The sequence below is a fragment of the Rathayibacter sp. PhB152 genome (assembly GCF_003751395.1).
Classification (GTDB): Bacteria; Actinomycetota; Actinomycetes; order Actinomycetales; family Microbacteriaceae; genus Rathayibacter; species Rathayibacter festucae.
In genome coordinates, this window is record NZ_RJUT01000006.1 from 1 (window position 1) to 17687 (window position 17687).

A 17687-nucleotide genomic window follows, 5' to 3' on the forward strand; every position below is an offset into this window, starting at 1 on the left:
CCCCCGCAAAACCCTCGACTGGGCCACCCCCGCCCAACGCCTCGACCAACTCCTCGTTGCAACAACCACTTGACCACAAGGGGTCTCGATACGCCGCTCCGCGGCTACTCGACCAGCATGGATCTCGCCGCACTGCGCAGAGCCCGCCACCTCTGCTGATCGAGTAGCCCGCGCAGTGGGCGTATCGAGATCCCCGCCATCAGCACTCGAGGCGACAGCTACCCCTCCCGGCGCTCCAGCTCCACCGCGCGGATCTCGTCCTGCAGGTCGCGGGTCGCCGTGCGCAGCGCCCGCTCCGCGTCGAGCCCCTGCGCCCGCGCCGAGGCGACGATCGCGAGCAGCAGCGGGCCGAGGTCCTCCTCCGACTCGATCGGCAGCGGCCCCTCCCCCGCGTCGACGATGCCGAGCGTCGTCGCCTTGCCGATCACCTTGTCCGCCAGCGCCAGCGCGGGCATGCCCTGCGGGATCCCGTCGAGGACGCTCGTCCGGTGCGGCTTCTCGGTCTTCTTCAGCTCGTCCCAGACGGCGATGACGTCATCGGCGGTCTCGGCGGTCGCGTCGCCGAAGACGTGCGGGTGGCGGCCGATCATCTTGGCGTTCATGTGCGCCGCGACGTCCTCGATCGTGAACGGCTCCGGGCCGTCGGCGGCCAGGTCGGAGTGGAAGAGCACCTGGTAGAGCACGTCGCCGAGCTCCTCGATCAGGTCGGCCCGGTCGCCGGCCTCGATCGCGTCGACCAGCTCGTGCGACTCCTCGATCAGGTAGCGCACGAGCGACTCGTGGGTCTGCTCGGCGTCCCACGGGCAGCCGCCCGGGGCGCGGAGGACGTGGACGGTGCGGATGAGCTCGTCGAGCCGGGGATGCGCGGTCACCCGGCCATCCTCGCATCCGCTCGGCGGGCGGAGGCCGGGAGGCTCAGGCGCGAGCGAGACGCCGGCGGGCGATCAGGAGGCAGCCGGCCGCGACGACCGGGACCGCCGCGAGCAGGCCCGGGGCCGACGCGACTCCCACCGCCGCAGCACCCGTCACCAGCACGCCGGCGAGGTTCCACAGCAGCACCGCGGCGCCGGCGCCGTCCCCGATCGGCAGCGGGATCGGCCCGAGCAGCGAGGGCGGGAGCGGGCCGCGGGTCGCGTCCATCGCCCGGGCCGCCACCGCGACCACCGCCACGGCGATGGCGGGCCACGCGGGCCCGGCGGCGAGAGCGCAGGCCGCGACGACGATCCCCACGGCGAGCAGCAGCGGCAGGATCCCGTGCAGCAGCAGCAGCTCGAACGGCGCAGGCGCGAGCAGCGCCGGCTGGCCCGCGGTCGCGGCGGCGTGGCGGAGGCCGTCGCTCCAGACCCCGGCGCCGCAGTAGGCGAGGACGCCGGCCAGCGCGGCGGGGAGCGCGAGGAGCGAGGGCGGCGCGACGGCCGCGACGGCGAGGGCCAGCCCCGCGGAGGCCAGCGCGGCGACTCCGGCGACGGAGCGGCCGGGCGTGCGCAGCGCGCCGATCGCGTCGCGGAGCGGCACGGCGAGGGCGAACGGGGCGACGCGGACGGCGTCGACGCGGCGGAAGCGGCCGGGCCGGGCGCGGTAGCCCTCGAGCGCGTCGGCGACCTCGCCGATCGCTCCCCTGCTCCGGGCCGACCGCCACTGCCGCGACTGCGCGACCACGACGACGCCGCGGACCGTGTCGAGCAGGCGCGGGACGACGGCGAGCGCGAGTGCGGCCAGGGCGGTCAGCACCACGGTGCCGGGCAGGGCCGATGGGTCGGCCGTCGCCAGCGCGCGGCCGAGGAGGGCACCCGGACCGGCCGGGAGCGCTGCTGCGGCGACCAGCACCCCGGTGAGCAGGGCCGCTCCTCGGCCGGGGAGGCACTGGCCGGCGAGCCAGGCGACGGCGAGGAGGACTGCGAAGGCCGCTCCGGCACCGACGGCGACGAGCGGTGCGCCGCCCACGGCGACGGAGATGAGCAGGGCGGCCGCGACGCTCGCGAGCACAGCGGCCGTCCCCGCGACCGTCACGGGCCGGCGCAGCACGAGGCGGCGAGGCAGGTCGGTGGCGAGCAGCACGGCGGTGGTGTGCGGTTCGCCGACCGCCGGACCGCGGACGCGGCCGAGCAGCACGGCGGCGGGCAGGAGCAGCCCGGCGGTGAGGCCGACGACGGTCGTCGGGTCGAGGGCGGCGAGGGCGGGGTCGGGCTCCGCGGCGAGCAGGACGACGGCCCGGAGCACGGGCAGGACGACGACCAGGAGGGTCATCGCCGCGAGGTAGCCGGCGTAGGCGCCACCGCGCCGCTCGGCCGCGGCGCGGGAGCGGTGCAGAGCGCGGACGGCGTGGACCCGCTCGCCCGGGCCGTCGACCCGGAGGCGCCTGACGCCGGCGCGGCCGGCCCTCATCGGCCGCCCAGCTCGAGGACACGGGTGGCCAGCGCGCTCGTCAGCAGCGGGCTGTGGGTCGCGATCAGCACCGCGCGCGCGCGGGCGGCCTCGCGGAGGACCTCGATGACGAGCGGCACGCGGTCGACGTCGAGCCGCTGCTCCGGCTCGTCGAGCAGCAGCACCTCGCCGGGCCGGGCGAGCACGAGCGCGAGGGAGAGGAGCTGGGTCTGCCCGGAGGACAGCTCGTGCGGGAACCGGCTCGCGAGGGTGCCGAGGCCGAGCGCGTCCAGACTTGCGACGGCCGTGCGGCGCGCCTCGGCGAGCGGCGCTCCCCAGGACAGGGCGACCATGGCGAGGTGCTCCTCGAGGGTCAGATCGCGCTCGAAGGGCGGGGTGCCGACGAGGGCGGCGACCCGGCGCCGATGCAGGCGATCTCGCTCCGTGACCGGGCGGCCGGCGATCTCGACGGTGCCGGAGCTCGGCGGCGTCAGGCCGGCGACCAGGCGCAGCAGCGTCGTCTTGCCGCTGCCGTTCGGACCGGTGACCGCCACGATCTCGCCTGGTTCGACCTCGAGCGAGATCGGGGCGAGCAGCTGTGTCTCCCCCGCCCGGACGGCCGCCTCACGCACTCGGACCAGCGGCGCAGGGCCCGGCTCGGATGCGGGACGGCGGCGGGGAGCGAGCAACGGCATGCCCTCATCCTCCCAGCGGGTGCGCGGGTGCGCGGGTGCGCGGGTGCGCGGGCGACGGTCGGCGGCGCGCGGTCTCGGCCGGGCGGGCGGGCGCCGTCGCGGGCCGCACATCCGCTGGTCATCGGCGCGTAACACGCGCCGACTACGGTGACCGCGGGGCGCGACCGCGGCCCGGAACAGGAACGCCACCGTGACCCTCACGCCTCCCGCCACCGGCACCGCCCTCGATCGCGGAGCGCCGCCGAGCGCCGAGCTGCACATCCACATCGAGGGCACGATCGAGCCCGAGCACATCGTCGAGATGGCGCGCCGCAACGGCATCGCGCTGCCGACCGAGGATCTCGACGCCCTGCGCGCGCGCTACGCCTTCGAGGACCTCGCGTCCTTCCTGGAGCTGCACTATTCGAACCTCACGGTCCTGAAGACGGAGCGCGACTTCTTCGAGCTGGCCACCGGGTACCTCGACCGCGCGAAGCTCGCCAACGTCCGCCGTGCGGAGATCTTCTTCGATCCGCAGACGCACCTGGGCAACGGGGTGCCGCTCGACGTCGTGATGGCCGGGCTCACCCGTGCGCTCGGGCGGAGCGAGGAGACGCACGGCATCTCGACCGACCTGATCATGTGCTTCCTGCGCGACCTCGGCGCCGACGCGGCGGACGAGATGCTGACGGCGATCCTGCCCTACCGCGAGCACATCATCGGCGTGGGGCTCGACTCGAACGAGGTCGGCTTCGGGCCGGAGCTCTTCATCGACGTCTACGCGCGGGCCGCGGCGGAGGGCCTGCACCTGGTCGCGCACGCGGGCGAGGAGGGCGGCCCGGAGACGGTCGCCGAGACGCTCGAGCTGCTGAAGGTGGAGCGGATCGACCACGGCATCCGCGCGATGGAGGACTCGGCCGTCGTGGCGATGCTTCGCGTGCAGGGCGTGCCGATCACTGTCTGCCCGCTGTCGAACGTGGCACTGCGCGCCGTCGACACGATGAAGGACCACCCGCTGCCGGCGATGCTGGACGCCGGGCTGATCGTCACGGTCTCCAGCGACGACCCGCCGTACTTCGGCGGCTACGTCGATGCGAACTACCGCGCGCTGGTCGAGGAGCTCGGGATGGACGACGCCCAGCTGGAGCGCCTCGCGCTCAACTCCTTCGACGCCGCCTTCATCTCCGCCGAGGACCGCGACCGCTGGAAAGCCGAGGTCCGCGCCCACTTCGCGCACTGATCCCCGCCGCGAGATGCCACTTGTGCACGCGACACGCCGTGAAAGGCGTGCACAAGTGGCATCTCGCGGGGAGGGCTAGCCCTCGGGGTGCGGGGCGAGGTCGGGGGTCGCGCGATCGAGGTCGGCGGCCTCCTCCTCAGGGCGGGGGGCGATCGTCTCGTCCTCCTCGAGCTCGGGGATGCTCGGCTCGTCAGGGCCGGGGATGCGCGGCGGGACGGAGTGCTCGTCGGAGGCGGTCATGATCGTCCTTCGTTCGGGGGTCGGTGTCGTCGGGATCGATGTCGTCGAGATCGGTGTCGTCGGGCGGCGTCCGGAACGGTGGCGCCGCCCGATCGAGAGGGTGCCGGCGGTCAGCTCGCGACGGCGGCGGGCTCGGGGAAGAGCGCGTCGAGCAGGTTCGCGACCCAGTCGATCAGCGCGCGGTCGCCGAGCGGGACGCCGTCGAGCACCGGCATCGGCACGACCACGGCGTTCGCCTGCTGCAGGTACTTCGCGGTCGGGTACATCCGGCGCAGGCGCACCTGGATCGAGTCGGCGAGGTGCGCGGGCGCGACGCGGACGTTCGAGCCCATCGCGACCACGTCGCTGAGGCCGGCGCGCTGCGCGCGCATCCGCAGCCGCGAGACCAGGACGAGGTTCTCCACCGCCTCGGGCAGCTCGCCGTAGCGGTCGGTCAGCTCCTCGACCACGAGGTCGACGCTGCCCTCCTTCGCGGTCGGCGAGGTCGCCGCGGACAGCTTCTGGTACGCCTCCAGGCGCAGGCGCTCGCTGTCGACGTACTCCTCCGGGATGCGCGCGTCGACCGGCAGCTCGAGCCGCAGCTCGGTCTGGCCCTCCGCGACCTCGCCGCGGAAGCCGTCGACGGCCTCGCCGATCATCCGCAGGTAGAGGTCGAAGCCGACGCCCTGGATGTGGCCGGACTGCTCGCCGCCGAGCAGGTTGCCCGCGCCGCGGATCTCGAGGTCCTTCAGCGCGATCTGCATGCCGCCGCCGAGGTCGGAGTTCGCGGCGAGGGTCTGCAGGCGGTCGTGCGCGGTCTCCGACAGCGGCTTCATCTCGTCGTAGAGGAGGTAGGCGTAGGCGCGCTCGCGGCCACGGCCGACGCGACCGCGCAGCTGGTGCAGCTGCGAGAGGCCGTACTTGTCGGCGCGATCGACGATCAGGGTGTTCGCGTTCGGGATGTCCAGGCCGGTCTCGACGATAGTCGTGGAGACGAGCACGTCGAACTTGCGCTCCCAGAAGTCGACGATGATCCGCTCGAGCTGCGACTCGCTGAGCTTGCCGTGCGCGACGGCGATGCGCGCCTCCGGCACCAGCTCGGCGAGCTGCGCGGCGACCCGGTTGATCGTCGAGACGCGGTTGTGCACGAAGAACACCTGGCCCTCGCGCAGCAGCTCGCGCCGGATCGCGGCCGAGACCTGCTTCTCGGAGTACGGGCCGACGAAGGTGAGGATCGGGTGGCGCTCCTCCGGCGGCGTCGCGAGCGTCGACATCTCGCGGATGCCGGTGACCGCCATCTCGAGCGTGCGCGGGATGGGCGTGGCGCTCATCGAGAGGATGTCGACGTTCTTCTTCAGCGCCTTCAGCTTCTCCTTGTGCTCGACGCCGAAGCGCTGCTCCTCGTCGATCACGAGGAGGCCGAGGTCCTTGAAGACGATGTTGTCGCTGAGGAGGCGGTGGGTCGCGATGACCATGTCGACGGTGCCGTCGGCGAGGCCCTCGATCGTCTCCTTCGACTCCTTCGCGCTCTGGAAGCGGCTGAGGGCGCGCAGGTGCACCGGGAAGCCGGCGAAGCGCTCCTGGAAGGTCTCGAGGTGCTGGCGCACGAGCAGGGTGGTCGGCACGAGCATCGCGACCTGCTTGCCGTCCTGGATCGCCTTGAACGCGGCGCGCACGGCGACCTCGGTCTTGCCGAAGCCGACGTCGCCGGAGAGCAGGCGGTCCATCGGGATCGGCCGCTCCATGTCGGCCTTGACCTCGTCGATCACGGTCAGCTGGTCGGGCGTCTCCGCGAACGGGAACGCCTCCTCCAGCTCGCGCTGCCACGGGGTGTCCGGCGGGAAGGAGTGCCCGCGCGAGGCCATCCGGGCGGAGTAGAGCTTCACCAGCTCGACCGCGATGTCGCGGACCGCGCGGCGCGCCTTGCTCTTCGCCTGCGCCCAGTCGCTGCCGCCCATCTTGCTCAGCGCGGGGGCCTCGCCGCCGACGTACCGGGAGAGGAGGTCGAGCTGGTCGGTCGGGACCAGCAGCTTGTCGCCCGGGAAGCCGCGCTTGCTGGGCGCGTACTCGAGGACGAGGTACTCGCGTCGCGTCTTCACGGCGTTGCGCCCGCCGCTGGAGATCTCGCGCTGCGAGAGCTCGACGAAGCGGCCGATGCCGTGGGTGGCGTGCACGACGAAGTCGCCGGGGCTGAGCTGCAGCGGGTCGACGACGTTCTTCCGGCGCGAGGCGAGCTTCTTCACGGCGCGCGAGTCGTAGCCGACGGTGCGGCCGTAGAACTCGGTGTCGGTGAGCAGAGCGACCTTGGCGCCGTCGACCTCGAAGCCGTGGTCGACGTTGGCCTGGAGCACGTAGGCGAGGCCGGGCTCGAGCTCGGCGGGCAGATCGGGGACGATGCGCGCGGCGACCTCGTGCTCGGCGAGCACCTGGTCGGTGCGCTCGACGGTGCCGGTGCCGGGGGCGGTCAGCACCACGCTCCAGCCGTCGGCCAGGCGGGCGCGCACGTGCGCGAGCGCGCCCTCGACCGCCCCGCCGAAGCCGGGCACGGGCTCGCCGTCGACGCGGACGGCGAGGATCTCGTCGATCCCGAGGTCCTCCGGCAGCACCTCGGCCTCGCCGGCGGCGGGACCCTGGCGGAAGGTGCTCATCGTCCACCACGGGTGGTCGGGCGTCTCGGCGCCGGGGGCGCTGAACTTCACGGCGTCGCGGAGGGCGCCGAGCGAGATGAACTCACCGGACGCGAGGTCGATCGGAGCTTCGGCGCCGGCGGTCGCGGCGCTCCACGCGGCCTGGAGGAACTCGCGGTTCGTCTCGGCGAGGCTGATCGCGCGGGTGGCGACCCGCTCCGGGGCGAGCACGGCCACCGCGGCGCCGGCCGGGAGGTAGTGCGAGATGGGGACCAGCCGCTCCAGCAGCGCGGGCGCGAGCGACTCCATCCCCTCGACCGGGATGCCCTCGGCGATCTTCGCGAGCATCGCGGAGAGGCTCGGGAACTCGTGCAGCATCTCCCGGGCGCGCTGGCGGACGGCCGGCACGAGCAGCAGCTCGCGGCTCGGCGGCAGCACGACGGAGTCGGCCTCCCCCGGCAGCGAGCGCTGGTCGGCGACGGAGAAGCCGCGGATGGAGTCGACCTCGTCGCCGAAGAAGTCGATGCGGCTCGGGTGCTCGGCCACGGCCGGGAAGACGTCGAGGATCCCGCCGCGGACCGCGAACTCGCCGCGCCGGGTGACCATGTCGACCCGCGAGTAGGCGAGGTCGACCAGCTCGGACGAGATGCGGCCGAGGTCGTAGCCGCGGCCGCCCTTGACCAGGCGGATCGGCGCGATGTCGGCGAGGTTGTCGGCGACGGGCTGCAGCGCGGCGCGCACCGAGGCGACGACGACGAGCGGCTTCTCGCCGGTCCAGGTCTTCATCCGGCGCAGCGCGTCGAGGCGGCGGCCCACGATCTCGGCGCTCGGGCTGAGGCGCTCGTGCGGCAGCGTCTCCCAGGCCGGGAACTCGACGACCTCGGCGTCCGGGAGCACGCAGCTGAGCGACGCGCGGATGTTCTCGGAGTCGCGGCCGGTCGCGGTGACGACGAGCGCGGCCTGCGGACGGTCGGCCTCAGCGCGGCGCTCCAGCAGGCCCGCCAGCAGGGGGACGCGGAGGCCGTCGGCCACGGAGAAATCGGCGTCGCGGATCGCGAACGCGAGAGCGTCGTCGAACGTGGAGGCGCGCGAGAGCGCCGAGATGATCCGGTTGAGAGGCACCGACCGAGTTTACTGCCGACGTCCGACACCGTGCGGTGTCGGACGTCGGTCCGCGCCGGTCCCTGCCCGGCGCGGCGCGGTCGGCTTCGCGATGGGGTGCGTACCGCAGAGCGTCCTACGTTCGGCTGCTCGAAATCGCTTGGCACGCGATTTCGAATTCGCCTTCGGCGGGGTCGGCTGGCTTGCCGGGTGCTCGTCGTTCTTGATCCGTCGGGAGTGGTTGTCCGGGAGGGGTTGAGGCGACCGTTTCTGACGGATCGACTCGGCGTTCGGGAGAGGGGCGGAATCGATCGGTCGTCGGTGGTCACCTGAGGGGAGCTGGAGCAGCCGTTCGTGACGGGTCGGCGGGGCAGTCAGGTGGAGGGGAAGAGGGGGCGGGTGCGGTGGGCGGCGGTGTGGAAGGGGGACGCGGGGAGGGTGGTGACTGTCTCGGGGACGGCCCGGGCGGGCCACTCGACGGCGAGGCGGAGCGTGGGGAGGGGTGGGAGGGGCCAGAGCCAGAAGTCGCGGGACCAGGTGTCGCGATTCACGTCGGGGCGGCCGTCGCCCTCGAGGACGGGGCCGTCGACCAGCGCCTCGAAGACGTCGGCTGTGGAGGCCCACGGGGACTCGTCCTGCGTGGTCACGGTGCGGCCGTCGGGGAAGGAGACGCCCCAGCGCAGGCCGTCGGGGGCGAAGCGCTCGTCGAGCTGCCCGCGGCCGTGTGCGCGCTCGAGGTACTCGAAGACGCGCTGGCGGGCGCGGCGGCCGGGGTCGGCGATCCGGACGCTCAGGCGCAGCAGCACGCCCTCGTCGTAGCAGCGGGCGAGATCGAGCGAGATCACCGTCGTCGCGGAGCGGCCGAGCTCGTGCTCCAGGAGCACCGTCCCGGGGATGCGGTGCCACGGCGGGCCGGTCCAGGCAGGCAGCTCGAACGGCGGCAGGAGGTCGTCCTCGTCGTAGGCACGCGGCTCGACCTCTCGGAAGAACGACTCGCTCACGGCTGCTCCTTCGCGTCGGTCGGCCCACGGTAGCGCGGGCGACGCCGCCGCGCTGCGGACGGCGGGTCTCGATACGTTCCTGCGGGGCTACTCGACCAGCATGGTGGACGGGGGACATCGCCGGCCGCCGGGCGCCCACTGCATGCTGATCGAGTAGCCCGCGGAGCGGGCGTATCGAGATCCACCACCGTCAGAACGCGAGTCTGCAGACCCGCCCTGCTGGTGGTGGCGGGTCTCGATACGCCCCTGCGGGGCTACTCGACCAGCATGGGGGGGGGGGGGGGGGGACATCGCCGTCTGCCGGGCGCCCACTGCATGCTGATCGAGTAGGGCGCGCAGCGGCCGTATCGAGATCCGCGGTGCTGAGGACGGTGGGTCTCGATACGCCCCTCCGGGGCTATTCGACCGGCATGAGCCGCGCAGCGCCCCGTATCGGGATCCGCGCAGGGCGCGCTACGAGGTCGTGTGGACCTTCAGCTGGGCGGCCTGGAGGCCGGCGTCGGCGATCAGCTCGACGGCGTCGGCGGCGTCGGCGATCAGGATCGGCAGGTTCTCGCGCTCGGGGCCGGCGAAGTCCTTGAGGACGAAGTCGGCGGCGGGCTGGCGGCCCGGGGGGCGGCCGATGCCGACGCGCACGCGGAGGAAGTCGGCGCCGTCGGTCGCGGCGAGGATGTCGCGGATGCCGTTGTGGCCGCCGTGGCCGCCGCCGTTCTTGAGGCGCAGGGTGTCGAAGGGGATGTCGAGCTCGTCGTGCACGACGATCAGGCGCTCGGGCGCGAGGGAGTAGAAGTCGAGCAGCTGCGCGGTCGGGCCGCCCGAGACGTTCATGAAGCTGTTCGGCTTGCCGAGGATCAGCTTGGGCCCGCCGGGGCGGAGGAAGCCCTCGGCGACCACGGCGTTCGCTCGGTTGTGCCGGCGGAAGGAGCCGCCGATCCGGGTCACGAGCTCGTCGAGCACCATCTGCCCCACGTTGTGCCGGTTGCGCGCGTACTGCGCGCCCGGGTTGCCCAGTCCGACGACCAGCCAGGTCTCGCCCATCTCGTTCCCTCTTTTCGATGCGCTCAGCAGCGACGTCTTCCGCGGGGCGCAGCCCCCGGACGCGGAACGGGCCCGCTCGCGATCGCGGCGGGCCCGTCCGTGCGGGTGGTGCTCCGACTACTCGGCGGCCTCGGTGGGCTCGGCCGGCGTGGTGGGCTCGCCCTCCTCGCCCAGGTCCTGCTCGACCTCCTCGGTGACGTTCACGATGAGCGCCTCGGGGTCGGTGAGCAGCGTCGCGCCCTCGGGGAGGGTGACGTCGGCAGCGGTGATCTGCGTGCCGGCCTCGAGGCCCTCGACCGAGACGACGACGTTCTGCGGGATCTTCGTGGCGTCGACCTCGAGCGAGAGCGTGTTCGCCTCGGTGGAGACGAGCGTGCCGGGAGCGGCCTCGCCCTCGACGTGCACGGGGATGTCGACCGAGACCTTCTCGCCGAGACGAATGACCGCGAGGTCGATGTGCTCGATGATCTGGCGGACCGGGTCGCGCTGGATGTCCTTGACCAGCGACGTCTGGGCGACGCCCTCGATGTCGAGCTCGAGGATCGCGTTCGCCTTGCGGGTCAGCAGGAGGATCTGGTGACCGGGGAGCGTGACGTGCACCGGGTCGGTGCCGTGGCCGTAGAGGACCGCGGGGATCTTGTTCTGGGCGCGGATCTTGCGGGCCGCTCCCTTGCCGAACGAGGTGCGGACCTCGGCGACGACCTTGTTGGTGAGTTCTGCCATGGTGTTCTCCTGGACGGCGCCGTGCGCCGCCTGCTCGGGTCCCGGCCTGGGGCCGCGGACGGGGTTTCGACTCGAACGCGTGTCTGCGTGAGGAAAGGTCCGCGGCGCTCCTTCCGGAGCTCCACCTGGTTCCACCGCGTCGATCACGGATGCACGGGGCATCCCTCGCCGAAGTTCAGCTGCTCACCCTACCGGCCGCGCGGCCGAGCCGCCACCCGCGGGCGCCCCTACCGCGCCCCCAGCCGGGCTGGCTAGCGTGCGGGCATGACTTCTGACGACTTCGGCTCCTACGTCGAGAAGAACGGCTTCCACCGCGACACCAACTACATCCCGACCCGCATCACCGCGGACGGCCGCGACGGCTACCCGGTCGAGGCGGGCCGCTACCGGCTCGTCGTCTCGCGCGCCTGCCCGTGGGCGAACCGCGCCGTGATCGTCCGCCGCCTGCTCGGCCTCGAGGACGCGCTGTCGATGGGCATCTGCGGACCGACGCACGACAAGCGCAGCTGGACCTTCGATCTCGACCCGGGCGGCGTCGACCCGGTGCTCGGCATCCCGCGACTGCAGGACGCGTTCCTCGCCCGCTTCCCCGACTACCCGCGCGGCATCACGGTGCCGGCGATCGTCGACATCCCCACCGGCCAGGTCGTCACCAACGACTACCCGGTGATGACGCTCGACTTCTCGCGGGAGTGGACGGAGTTCCACCGTGACGGAGCCCCGGACCTCTACCCGGAGAAGCACCGCGACGAGATCGACGAGGTCGCGGAGCTGGTCTTCCAGGACGTCAACAACGGCGTCTACAAGTGCGGCTTCGCGGGCTCGCAGAAGTCCTACGAGCGGGCGTACGACGCGCTCTGGGCCCGCCTCGACTGGCTGGAGGAGCGGCTCAGCACGCAGCGCTACCTCGTCGGCGACACGATCACCGAGGCGGACGTGCGCCTCTTCACGACGCTCGCCCGCTTCGACGCCGTCTACTACAGCCACTTCAAGGCCAACCGGAACCTGCTCTCGGCGATGCCGGCCCTCTGGGGCTACGCCCGCGACCTGTTCGCGACCCCGGGCTTCGGCGACACGATCGACTTCCAGCACATCAAGTCGCACTACTACGAGGTGCAGCGCGACATCAATCCGACCGGCGTCGTGCCGAAGGGCCCGGACCTGTCCGGCTGGCTCGTCCCCTCGCACCGCGAGGAGCTCGGCGGCCGCCCGTTCGGCGACGGCACCCCGCCCGGCCCGCCGATCCCCGCCGAGGTCGTCCCCGAGGGCCACGGCGCCTGACCTCCTGAACGGCCGTGCGCGCTGAGTTCCCCCTCCGTGCACGGCCGCTCCCGGCTGCGCGTCCGACCCCGGCGCTAGCCTGGATCCGTCAACCCTGAACGTGTACGTCGAGGAGAACCGTGTCTGACCAGCCCACCGCCACAGCCAACATCGGAGTCGTCGGTCTGGCGGTGATGGGCTCGAACCTGGCCCGCAACCTCGCCAGCCGCGAGGGCAACACCGTCGCCGTCTACAACCGCTCGTACGGGCGCACCGAGACGCTGATCACCGAGCACCCCGAGGCCGGCTTCGTCGCCTCGGAGACCATCGAGGCCTTCGCCGCCTCGCTGAAGACCCCGCGCACCGCGATCATCATGGTCCAGGCCGGCCGCGGCACCGACGCCGTGATCGAGCAGCTGACCGCCGCGTTCGAGCCCGGCGACATCATCGTCGACGGCGGCAACGCGCTGTTCACCGACACCATCCGTCGCGAGAAGGCCGTCCGCGAGACCGGCATCCACTTCGTCGGCACCGGCATCTCCGGCGGCGAGGAGGGCGCGCTCAAGGGCCCGTCGATCATGCCCGGCGGCTCGGTCGAGTCGTACAAGACGCTCGGCCCGATCCTCGCCTCGATCGCCGCGGTCGCCGAGGGCGAGCCCTGCGTCACCCACATCGGCACCGACGGCGCCGGCCACTTCGTCAAGATGATCCACAACGGCATCGAGTACGCCGACATGCAGCTCATCGCCGAGGCGTACGACCTGCTCCGCACCGTCGGCGGCCACGAGCCCGCCGCCATCGCCGACGTCTTCGACGCCTGGAACAAGGGCGACCTCGAGTCGTACCTCATCGAGATCACCGCCGAGGTGCTCCGCCAGGTCGACGCCGACACCGGCAAGCCGTTCCTCGACATCGTGCTCGACCAGGCCGGCTCCAAGGGCACCGGCGTCTGGACCGTGCAGAACGCGCTCGACCTGGGCGTGCCCGTCGGCGGCATCGCCGAGGCCGTCTTCGCCCGCGCCGTCTCCTCCAAGCCCGCGCAGCGCGCCGCCGTGCAGAAGCGCGTCACCTCGCGCCCCACGCCCGTCGCCCTCTACGACGGCTTCGAGGACGACGTCCGCGCCGCCCTCTACGCCTCGAAGGTCGTCGCCTACTCGCAGGGCTTCGACGCGATCATCGCCGGCGCCGAGAAGTACGGCTGGGAGATCGACAAGGGCGCCGTCGCGAAGATCTGGCGCGCGGGCTGCATCATCCGCGCCCAGTTCCTCAACCGCATCGTCGACGCCTACGCCGAGAACGCGGAGATCACGACGCTGCTCGAGGACCCGTACTTCGCCGAGGCCGTCGCCAACGGCGAGGCCGCCTGGCGCCGCATCGTCTCCACCGCCGCGCTCTCGGGCGTGCCGATCCCCGGCTTCGGCGCCGCGCTGTCGTACTACGACTCGCTCGCCTCCGAGCGCCTGCCCGCCGCCCTCGTGCAGGGCCAGCGGGACTTCTTCGGCGCGCACACCTACCAGCGCGTCGACAAGGACGGCACCTTCCACACGCTGTGGTCGGGCGACCGCACCGAGGTCGAGCAGGACCCGTCCACGCACTGACCCGCGGACGCGCCCACGGGTGCACACGCAGAAGACGCCCCCGCCTGCCGGATCCTCGGATCCCGCGGGCGGGGGCGCCTTGGTCGTGCGGAGCGACGGGTCGCCGGGTCAGCGCAGCCAGACGGTCGTGGCCGGCGGCAGCAGGCGCCCCTCGAGCGGCGCGCTCGCGAGCAGCACCTCGCCCTCGGGGAGCGCCACCGGCTCCTCGCCGAGGTTGGTCACCGAGTGCCAGCCGTTCGGGCGGGCGAAGTGCAGCACGCCGGGCTGCGCGTCCCGCCACTCCAGGCTCTCGTCGGTCTGCAGCTCGTGCCGGAGCGCGAGGGCGCTGCGATAGAGCGCGAGCGTCGAGTCCTCGGCGAGCTCCTCCGCCTCGACGGAGGAGTCGGCGAACCAGACGGGCTGGGGCAGGTGCGCCCCGCCGGGTCCGAACCCGAAGGAGTCGCCGGTCGACTCCCAGGGCAGCGGGACGCGGCACCCGTCACGGCCGACGTCGGTGCCGCCGCTGCGGAAGAACGTCGGGTCCTGGCGGTCGGCGTCCGGGATCCCGGCGACCTCGTGCAGGCCGAGCTCCTCGCCCTGGTAGAGGTACGCCGAGCCGGGCAGCGCCAGCAGCAGGAGGGTGGCGGCGCGGGCGCGGCGGAGGCCCAGGGCGCGGTCGAGCACCGGCTCCGCTCCCCCGCTGAGCAGCCACTGCTTCGCGGGCGCGGTCTCGGCCCCGCCCTTCTGCGGGAGCCCGTAGCGCGTCGCGTGCCGGACGACGTCGTGGTTGGACAGCACCCACGTCGTCGAGGAGCCGGACTCGGCGGCCAGCTCGAGGTTGAAGGTGATCAGCCGGCGGAACTCCTCCGCGTCGAGGCCGGCCTCGAGCAGGTCGAAGTTGAAGGCCTGGCCGAGCCCTTCCGGGCTGGCGTACCGGGCGCGGCGGGAGGCGTCGACCCAGGCCTCCGCGACGGCGGTGCGCGGCGGGTCGTAGGAGTCGAAGAGGGCGCGCCACTCGGCGTAGACCTCGTGCACCTCGTCGCGGTCCCAGAACGGGTGGCTGCCGTCGATCCGCTGGCCGTCGATCTCCGCCGCGGCGGGGAGCGGCTCGGTGAGGTCCTTGACCAGCGAGTGCGCCACGTCGATCCGGAAGCCGTCGACGCCGCGGTCGGACCAGAAGCGGAGGGTCTCGAGGAAGTCGTCGCGGATCTCGCGGTCGGCCCAGTTCCAGTCGGGCTGCTCCTTCGCGAAGAGGTGCAGGTACCACTGGCCGTCGCCGACCGGCTCCCAGGCGGGGCCGCCGAAGACGGACTCCCAGTCGCTCGGCGGCAGGGCGCCGTCCTCGCCGCGGCCGTCGCGGAAGACGTAGCGCTCCCGGGCGGGCGAGCCCTTCGGGGCGGCGAGGGCCTCCTGGAACCACGGGTGCAGGTCGGAGGAGTGGTTGGGCACGATGTCGACGATGACGCGGATGCCGCTCTCGTGCAGGCGGGCGGTCAGCTCGTCGAACTCGGCGAGGGTGCCGATCCGCGGGTCGACGTCGCGGTAGTCGGCCACGTCGTAGCCGCCGTCGGCCAGCGCCGACGGGTAGAACGGGCTGAGCCAGACCGCGTCGATGCCGAGCTCCCGCAGGTACGGGATCCGCTCGAGGATGCCGGCGAGGTCGCCGATCCCGTCGCCGTTCGCGTCCGCGAAGCTCCGCGGGTAGATCTGGTAGACGGCCGCCTGCCGCCACCACTGGGCGTCCTCGGTCGTGCCGCTCCTGCTGAGTACCGTGTCCGTCACGGGTGTCCTTCCGTTCGTCGTGGTGTGTGGTCTGGTGTGGTGTGGTTCGTGCTGATCGAGGAGCCCGCGCAGCGGGTCCGCCATGCTGATCGAGTAGCCCGCGCAGCGGGCGTATCGAGATCCACCCCTCAGGCCTGCCTCTGGGTGAGCGTGGGGCTCGATACGCCCCTCCGGGGCTACTCGACCAGCAAAAAAAGGGGCGGCAGCGCGTCAGCGCGTCATTTGATGGCGCCTTGAGTCACGCCCGACATCACCCAGCGCTGGGTGAACAGGTAGACGATGATCGCCGGGGCCATCGCCATCAGGTAGGAGGCGAAGGCGACGTTGTAGTCGTTGCTGAACTGGGTCTGGAAGATCTTCTGCAGCACCGGGAGCGTCTGCAGCGACGGGTCCGAGGTGATCAGCGACGGCATCATGAAGTCGTTCCAGGAGGCGAGGAAGGCGAAGATGCCGACCGTCGCGCTCATCGGGGCGAGCAGCGGGAAGACGAGCCGCCAGAAGACCTGATTGGTGGTCGCGCCGTCGAGCCGGGCGCTCTCCTCGAGCTCCTCGGGCAGCGAGCGGAGGAACGCCGTGAAGAGCATCACGCTGAAGCTCAGCTGGAACATCACGTGCAGGATCGCGACGCCGAGCGGGTTGTCGAGCCCGACGAGTCCGGTGAGCGAGACCTGCGACAGCGCGAGCACCGGGAACGGCAGGAACATCGCCGCGAGCAGGTAGAAGAACGACCAGCGGTAGAAGCGCTTGCTCCAGTTCCGCGAGATCGCGAACGCGGCGAGGGCCGAGAGGACGATCGTACCGCCGACCGTGATCGCCGAGACGAACACCGAGACGGCGAAGCCGCGGGGGAAGTCGGTCAGGTTCCAGGCCTGGACGAACCCGTCGACCGAGAACGGCAGCGGGATCGAGAAGGCGTTGCCGTCGACGGCCTGGGCGCCGGTCTTGAAGGCCATCGTCAGCGTCACCCACAGCGGGCCGATCACCGAGAGGGCGCAGACCACGAGGACGAGGGTGAGCAGGAGGCTCGAGCGCCGCCGCTTCCCCCCGCGACGGGCGTCGGCGTCGACAGCGGCGCGGGTGCCGGGGAGGGACGGGGCGAGGGGGACCTGGCTGGTCATCAGAAGGCCGCCTTTCCGCGCGAGACGCGCAGCTGTACGAGCGCGATCACGAGCGCGATGAGGAAGAAGATCGTGGCGTTGGCCATCTGGTAGGCGTAGTCGCCGCTGGTGAAGCCGGAGAAGATCGTCATCGCGACGCTGCGGGTCGAGGTTCCGGGGCCGCCGTCGGTCAGGCCGACGATGATGTCGTAGGAGTTCAGGAAGTTCTTGAAGCCGATCACGAGGTTGATCACGACGTAGCCCGCGACGAGCGGCAGCGTGATCGAGCGCAGCTGCCCCCAGCTGGAGGCGCCGTCGAGCGACGCGGCCTCGTAGACGTCGCCGGGGATCGAGAGCACGCCGGCGATGTAGATCAGCAGCGCGGAGGGCACGGCCTGCCAGGCGGTCACGATCACGATCGCGAGCCAGGCGAGGTTCGGATCCGCGAGGATGCTGCTCGCCAGCGGCGTCGCTCCGACCGACTGCGCGAAGGCGGGCAGCGAGTTGGAGAAGAGGAAGTTGAAGACGAACGCGATGATGATGCCCGAGACGACCATCGGCAGCACGAACACGGCCCGCAGCGCGACCTTGCCGCGGATCTGCGAGGTGAGCGCGATCGCCAGGAGGAACGCGACGACGTTGACCAGGAGCACGGTCACCAGCGCCAGGCCCACGGTGAAGCCGTAGGAGGCGAGGATCGCCGGGTCGGAGAACAGCGCGACGTAGTTCGTGCGTCCGATGAAGCTCCACTCGCCGAAGCCGATCGAGTCGGTGAAGCTGAAGAAGATCCCCATCAGGGCGGGCAGGGTGATCGCGAGCGTGAAGAGCACGAGCGCGGGGAGCAGGTAGAGCAGGAAGGTGCGGTCGGTGCGCGGCTTCCGGCGCGGGGCGGAGGCCGTGCGGGGAGTCGCGACGGTGCGCTCCTCCGGGCGGGCGGGGGCGGAGAGGGCCATGGTGTCTCGTCTCTGAGAGGTGGTCGGGGAG

At 72.3% G+C, this 17687-nt stretch carries 14 protein-coding genes; 3 read left to right on the top strand and 11 right to left on the bottom strand.

The genetic code is table 11. The annotated features are described in order from the left end of the window. Window positions 1-218: 218 nt before the first annotated feature. From EDF36_RS14530 to EDF36_RS14540, 3 genes are read right to left on the bottom strand one after another with little or no spacing between them, the layout of a single operon-like run. A complete protein-coding gene (locus EDF36_RS14530; RefSeq protein WP_123733558.1) occupies window positions 219-872 on the bottom strand; it encodes a MazG family protein in 654 nt (217 codons plus the stop codon). Window positions 873-915: 43 nt separating this feature from the next. Next, complete coding sequence (locus EDF36_RS14535; protein ID WP_123733559.1) at window positions 916-2385, bottom strand: hypothetical protein; 1470 nt, start codon at window positions 2383-2385, stop codon at window positions 916-918. Then, window positions 2382-3059: an ABC transporter ATP-binding protein gene (locus tag EDF36_RS14540; RefSeq protein ID WP_260300731.1), complete on the bottom strand. Its 678-nt coding sequence runs from the start codon at window positions 3057-3059 to the stop codon at window positions 2382-2384. The genes EDF36_RS14535 and EDF36_RS14540 overlap by 4 nt, the downstream gene beginning before the upstream one ends. 190 nt (window positions 3060-3249) lie before the next feature. On the opposite strand from EDF36_RS14540, the gene EDF36_RS14545 reads away from it, so the two are divergent. After that, on the top strand, window positions 3250-4278 hold the full coding sequence (locus EDF36_RS14545; protein WP_123733560.1) for an adenosine deaminase: 1029 nt from the start codon (window positions 3250-3252) through the stop codon (window positions 4276-4278). A gap of 75 nt (window positions 4279-4353) precedes the next feature. Here EDF36_RS14545 and EDF36_RS21325 read toward each other — a convergent pair whose 3' ends face one another. The 5 genes from EDF36_RS21325 to EDF36_RS14565 form a co-directional block, all read right to left on the bottom strand. Continuing rightward, on the bottom strand, window positions 4354-4518 hold the full coding sequence (locus tag EDF36_RS21325; protein WP_159422277.1) for a hypothetical protein: 165 nt from the start codon (window positions 4516-4518) through the stop codon (window positions 4354-4356). Between the two features lie 110 nt (window positions 4519-4628). Beyond that, complete coding sequence (mfd, locus tag EDF36_RS14550) at window positions 4629-8246, bottom strand: transcription-repair coupling factor (protein ID WP_123733561.1); 3618 nt, start codon at window positions 8244-8246, stop codon at window positions 4629-4631. A 353-nt stretch (window positions 8247-8599) separates the two neighbouring features. Then, complete coding sequence (locus EDF36_RS14555; protein WP_123733562.1) at window positions 8600-9226, bottom strand: hypothetical protein; 627 nt, start codon at window positions 9224-9226, stop codon at window positions 8600-8602. A 453-nt stretch (window positions 9227-9679) separates the two neighbouring features. After that, a complete protein-coding gene (gene pth, locus EDF36_RS14560; protein WP_123733563.1) occupies window positions 9680-10264 on the bottom strand; it encodes an aminoacyl-tRNA hydrolase in 585 nt (194 codons plus the stop codon). A gap of 117 nt (window positions 10265-10381) precedes the next feature. Then, window positions 10382-10987: a 50S ribosomal protein L25/general stress protein Ctc gene (locus EDF36_RS14565; protein ID WP_123705137.1), complete on the bottom strand. Its 606-nt coding sequence runs from the start codon at window positions 10985-10987 to the stop codon at window positions 10382-10384. Between the two features lie 264 nt (window positions 10988-11251). On the opposite strand from EDF36_RS14565, the gene EDF36_RS14570 reads away from it, so the two are divergent. Together EDF36_RS14570 and gndA are read left to right on the top strand one after the other, a co-directional pair. Next, on the top strand, window positions 11252-12268 hold the full coding sequence (locus tag EDF36_RS14570; protein WP_123733564.1) for a glutathione S-transferase family protein: 1017 nt from the start codon (window positions 11252-11254) through the stop codon (window positions 12266-12268). Window positions 12269-12387: 119 nt separating this feature from the next. Continuing rightward, the gene (gndA, locus tag EDF36_RS14575; protein WP_123733565.1) at window positions 12388-13845 is read left to right on the top strand and encodes an NADP-dependent phosphogluconate dehydrogenase; all 1458 of its coding nucleotides are present in this window, start codon (window positions 12388-12390) and stop codon (window positions 13843-13845) included. A 108-nt stretch (window positions 13846-13953) separates the two neighbouring features. Here gndA and EDF36_RS14580 read toward each other — a convergent pair whose 3' ends face one another. From EDF36_RS14580 to EDF36_RS14590, 3 genes are all read right to left on the bottom strand, one after another. Then, window positions 13954-15606 (bottom strand): alpha-amylase family glycosyl hydrolase, encoded by a 1653-nt coding sequence (locus EDF36_RS14580; RefSeq protein WP_397459906.1) that lies wholly within the window; start codon window positions 15604-15606, stop codon window positions 13954-13956. Between the two features lie 218 nt (window positions 15607-15824). Beyond that, window positions 15825-16724 (bottom strand): carbohydrate ABC transporter permease, encoded by a 900-nt coding sequence (locus tag EDF36_RS14585; RefSeq protein ID WP_123705141.1) that lies wholly within the window; start codon window positions 16722-16724, stop codon window positions 15825-15827. Beyond that, a complete protein-coding gene (locus EDF36_RS14590; protein ID WP_123733567.1) occupies window positions 16724-17656 on the bottom strand; it encodes a carbohydrate ABC transporter permease in 933 nt (310 codons plus the stop codon). Before EDF36_RS14590 ends, EDF36_RS14585 begins: the two co-directional genes overlap by 1 nt. Between the last annotated feature and the right edge of the window lie 31 nt (window positions 17657-17687).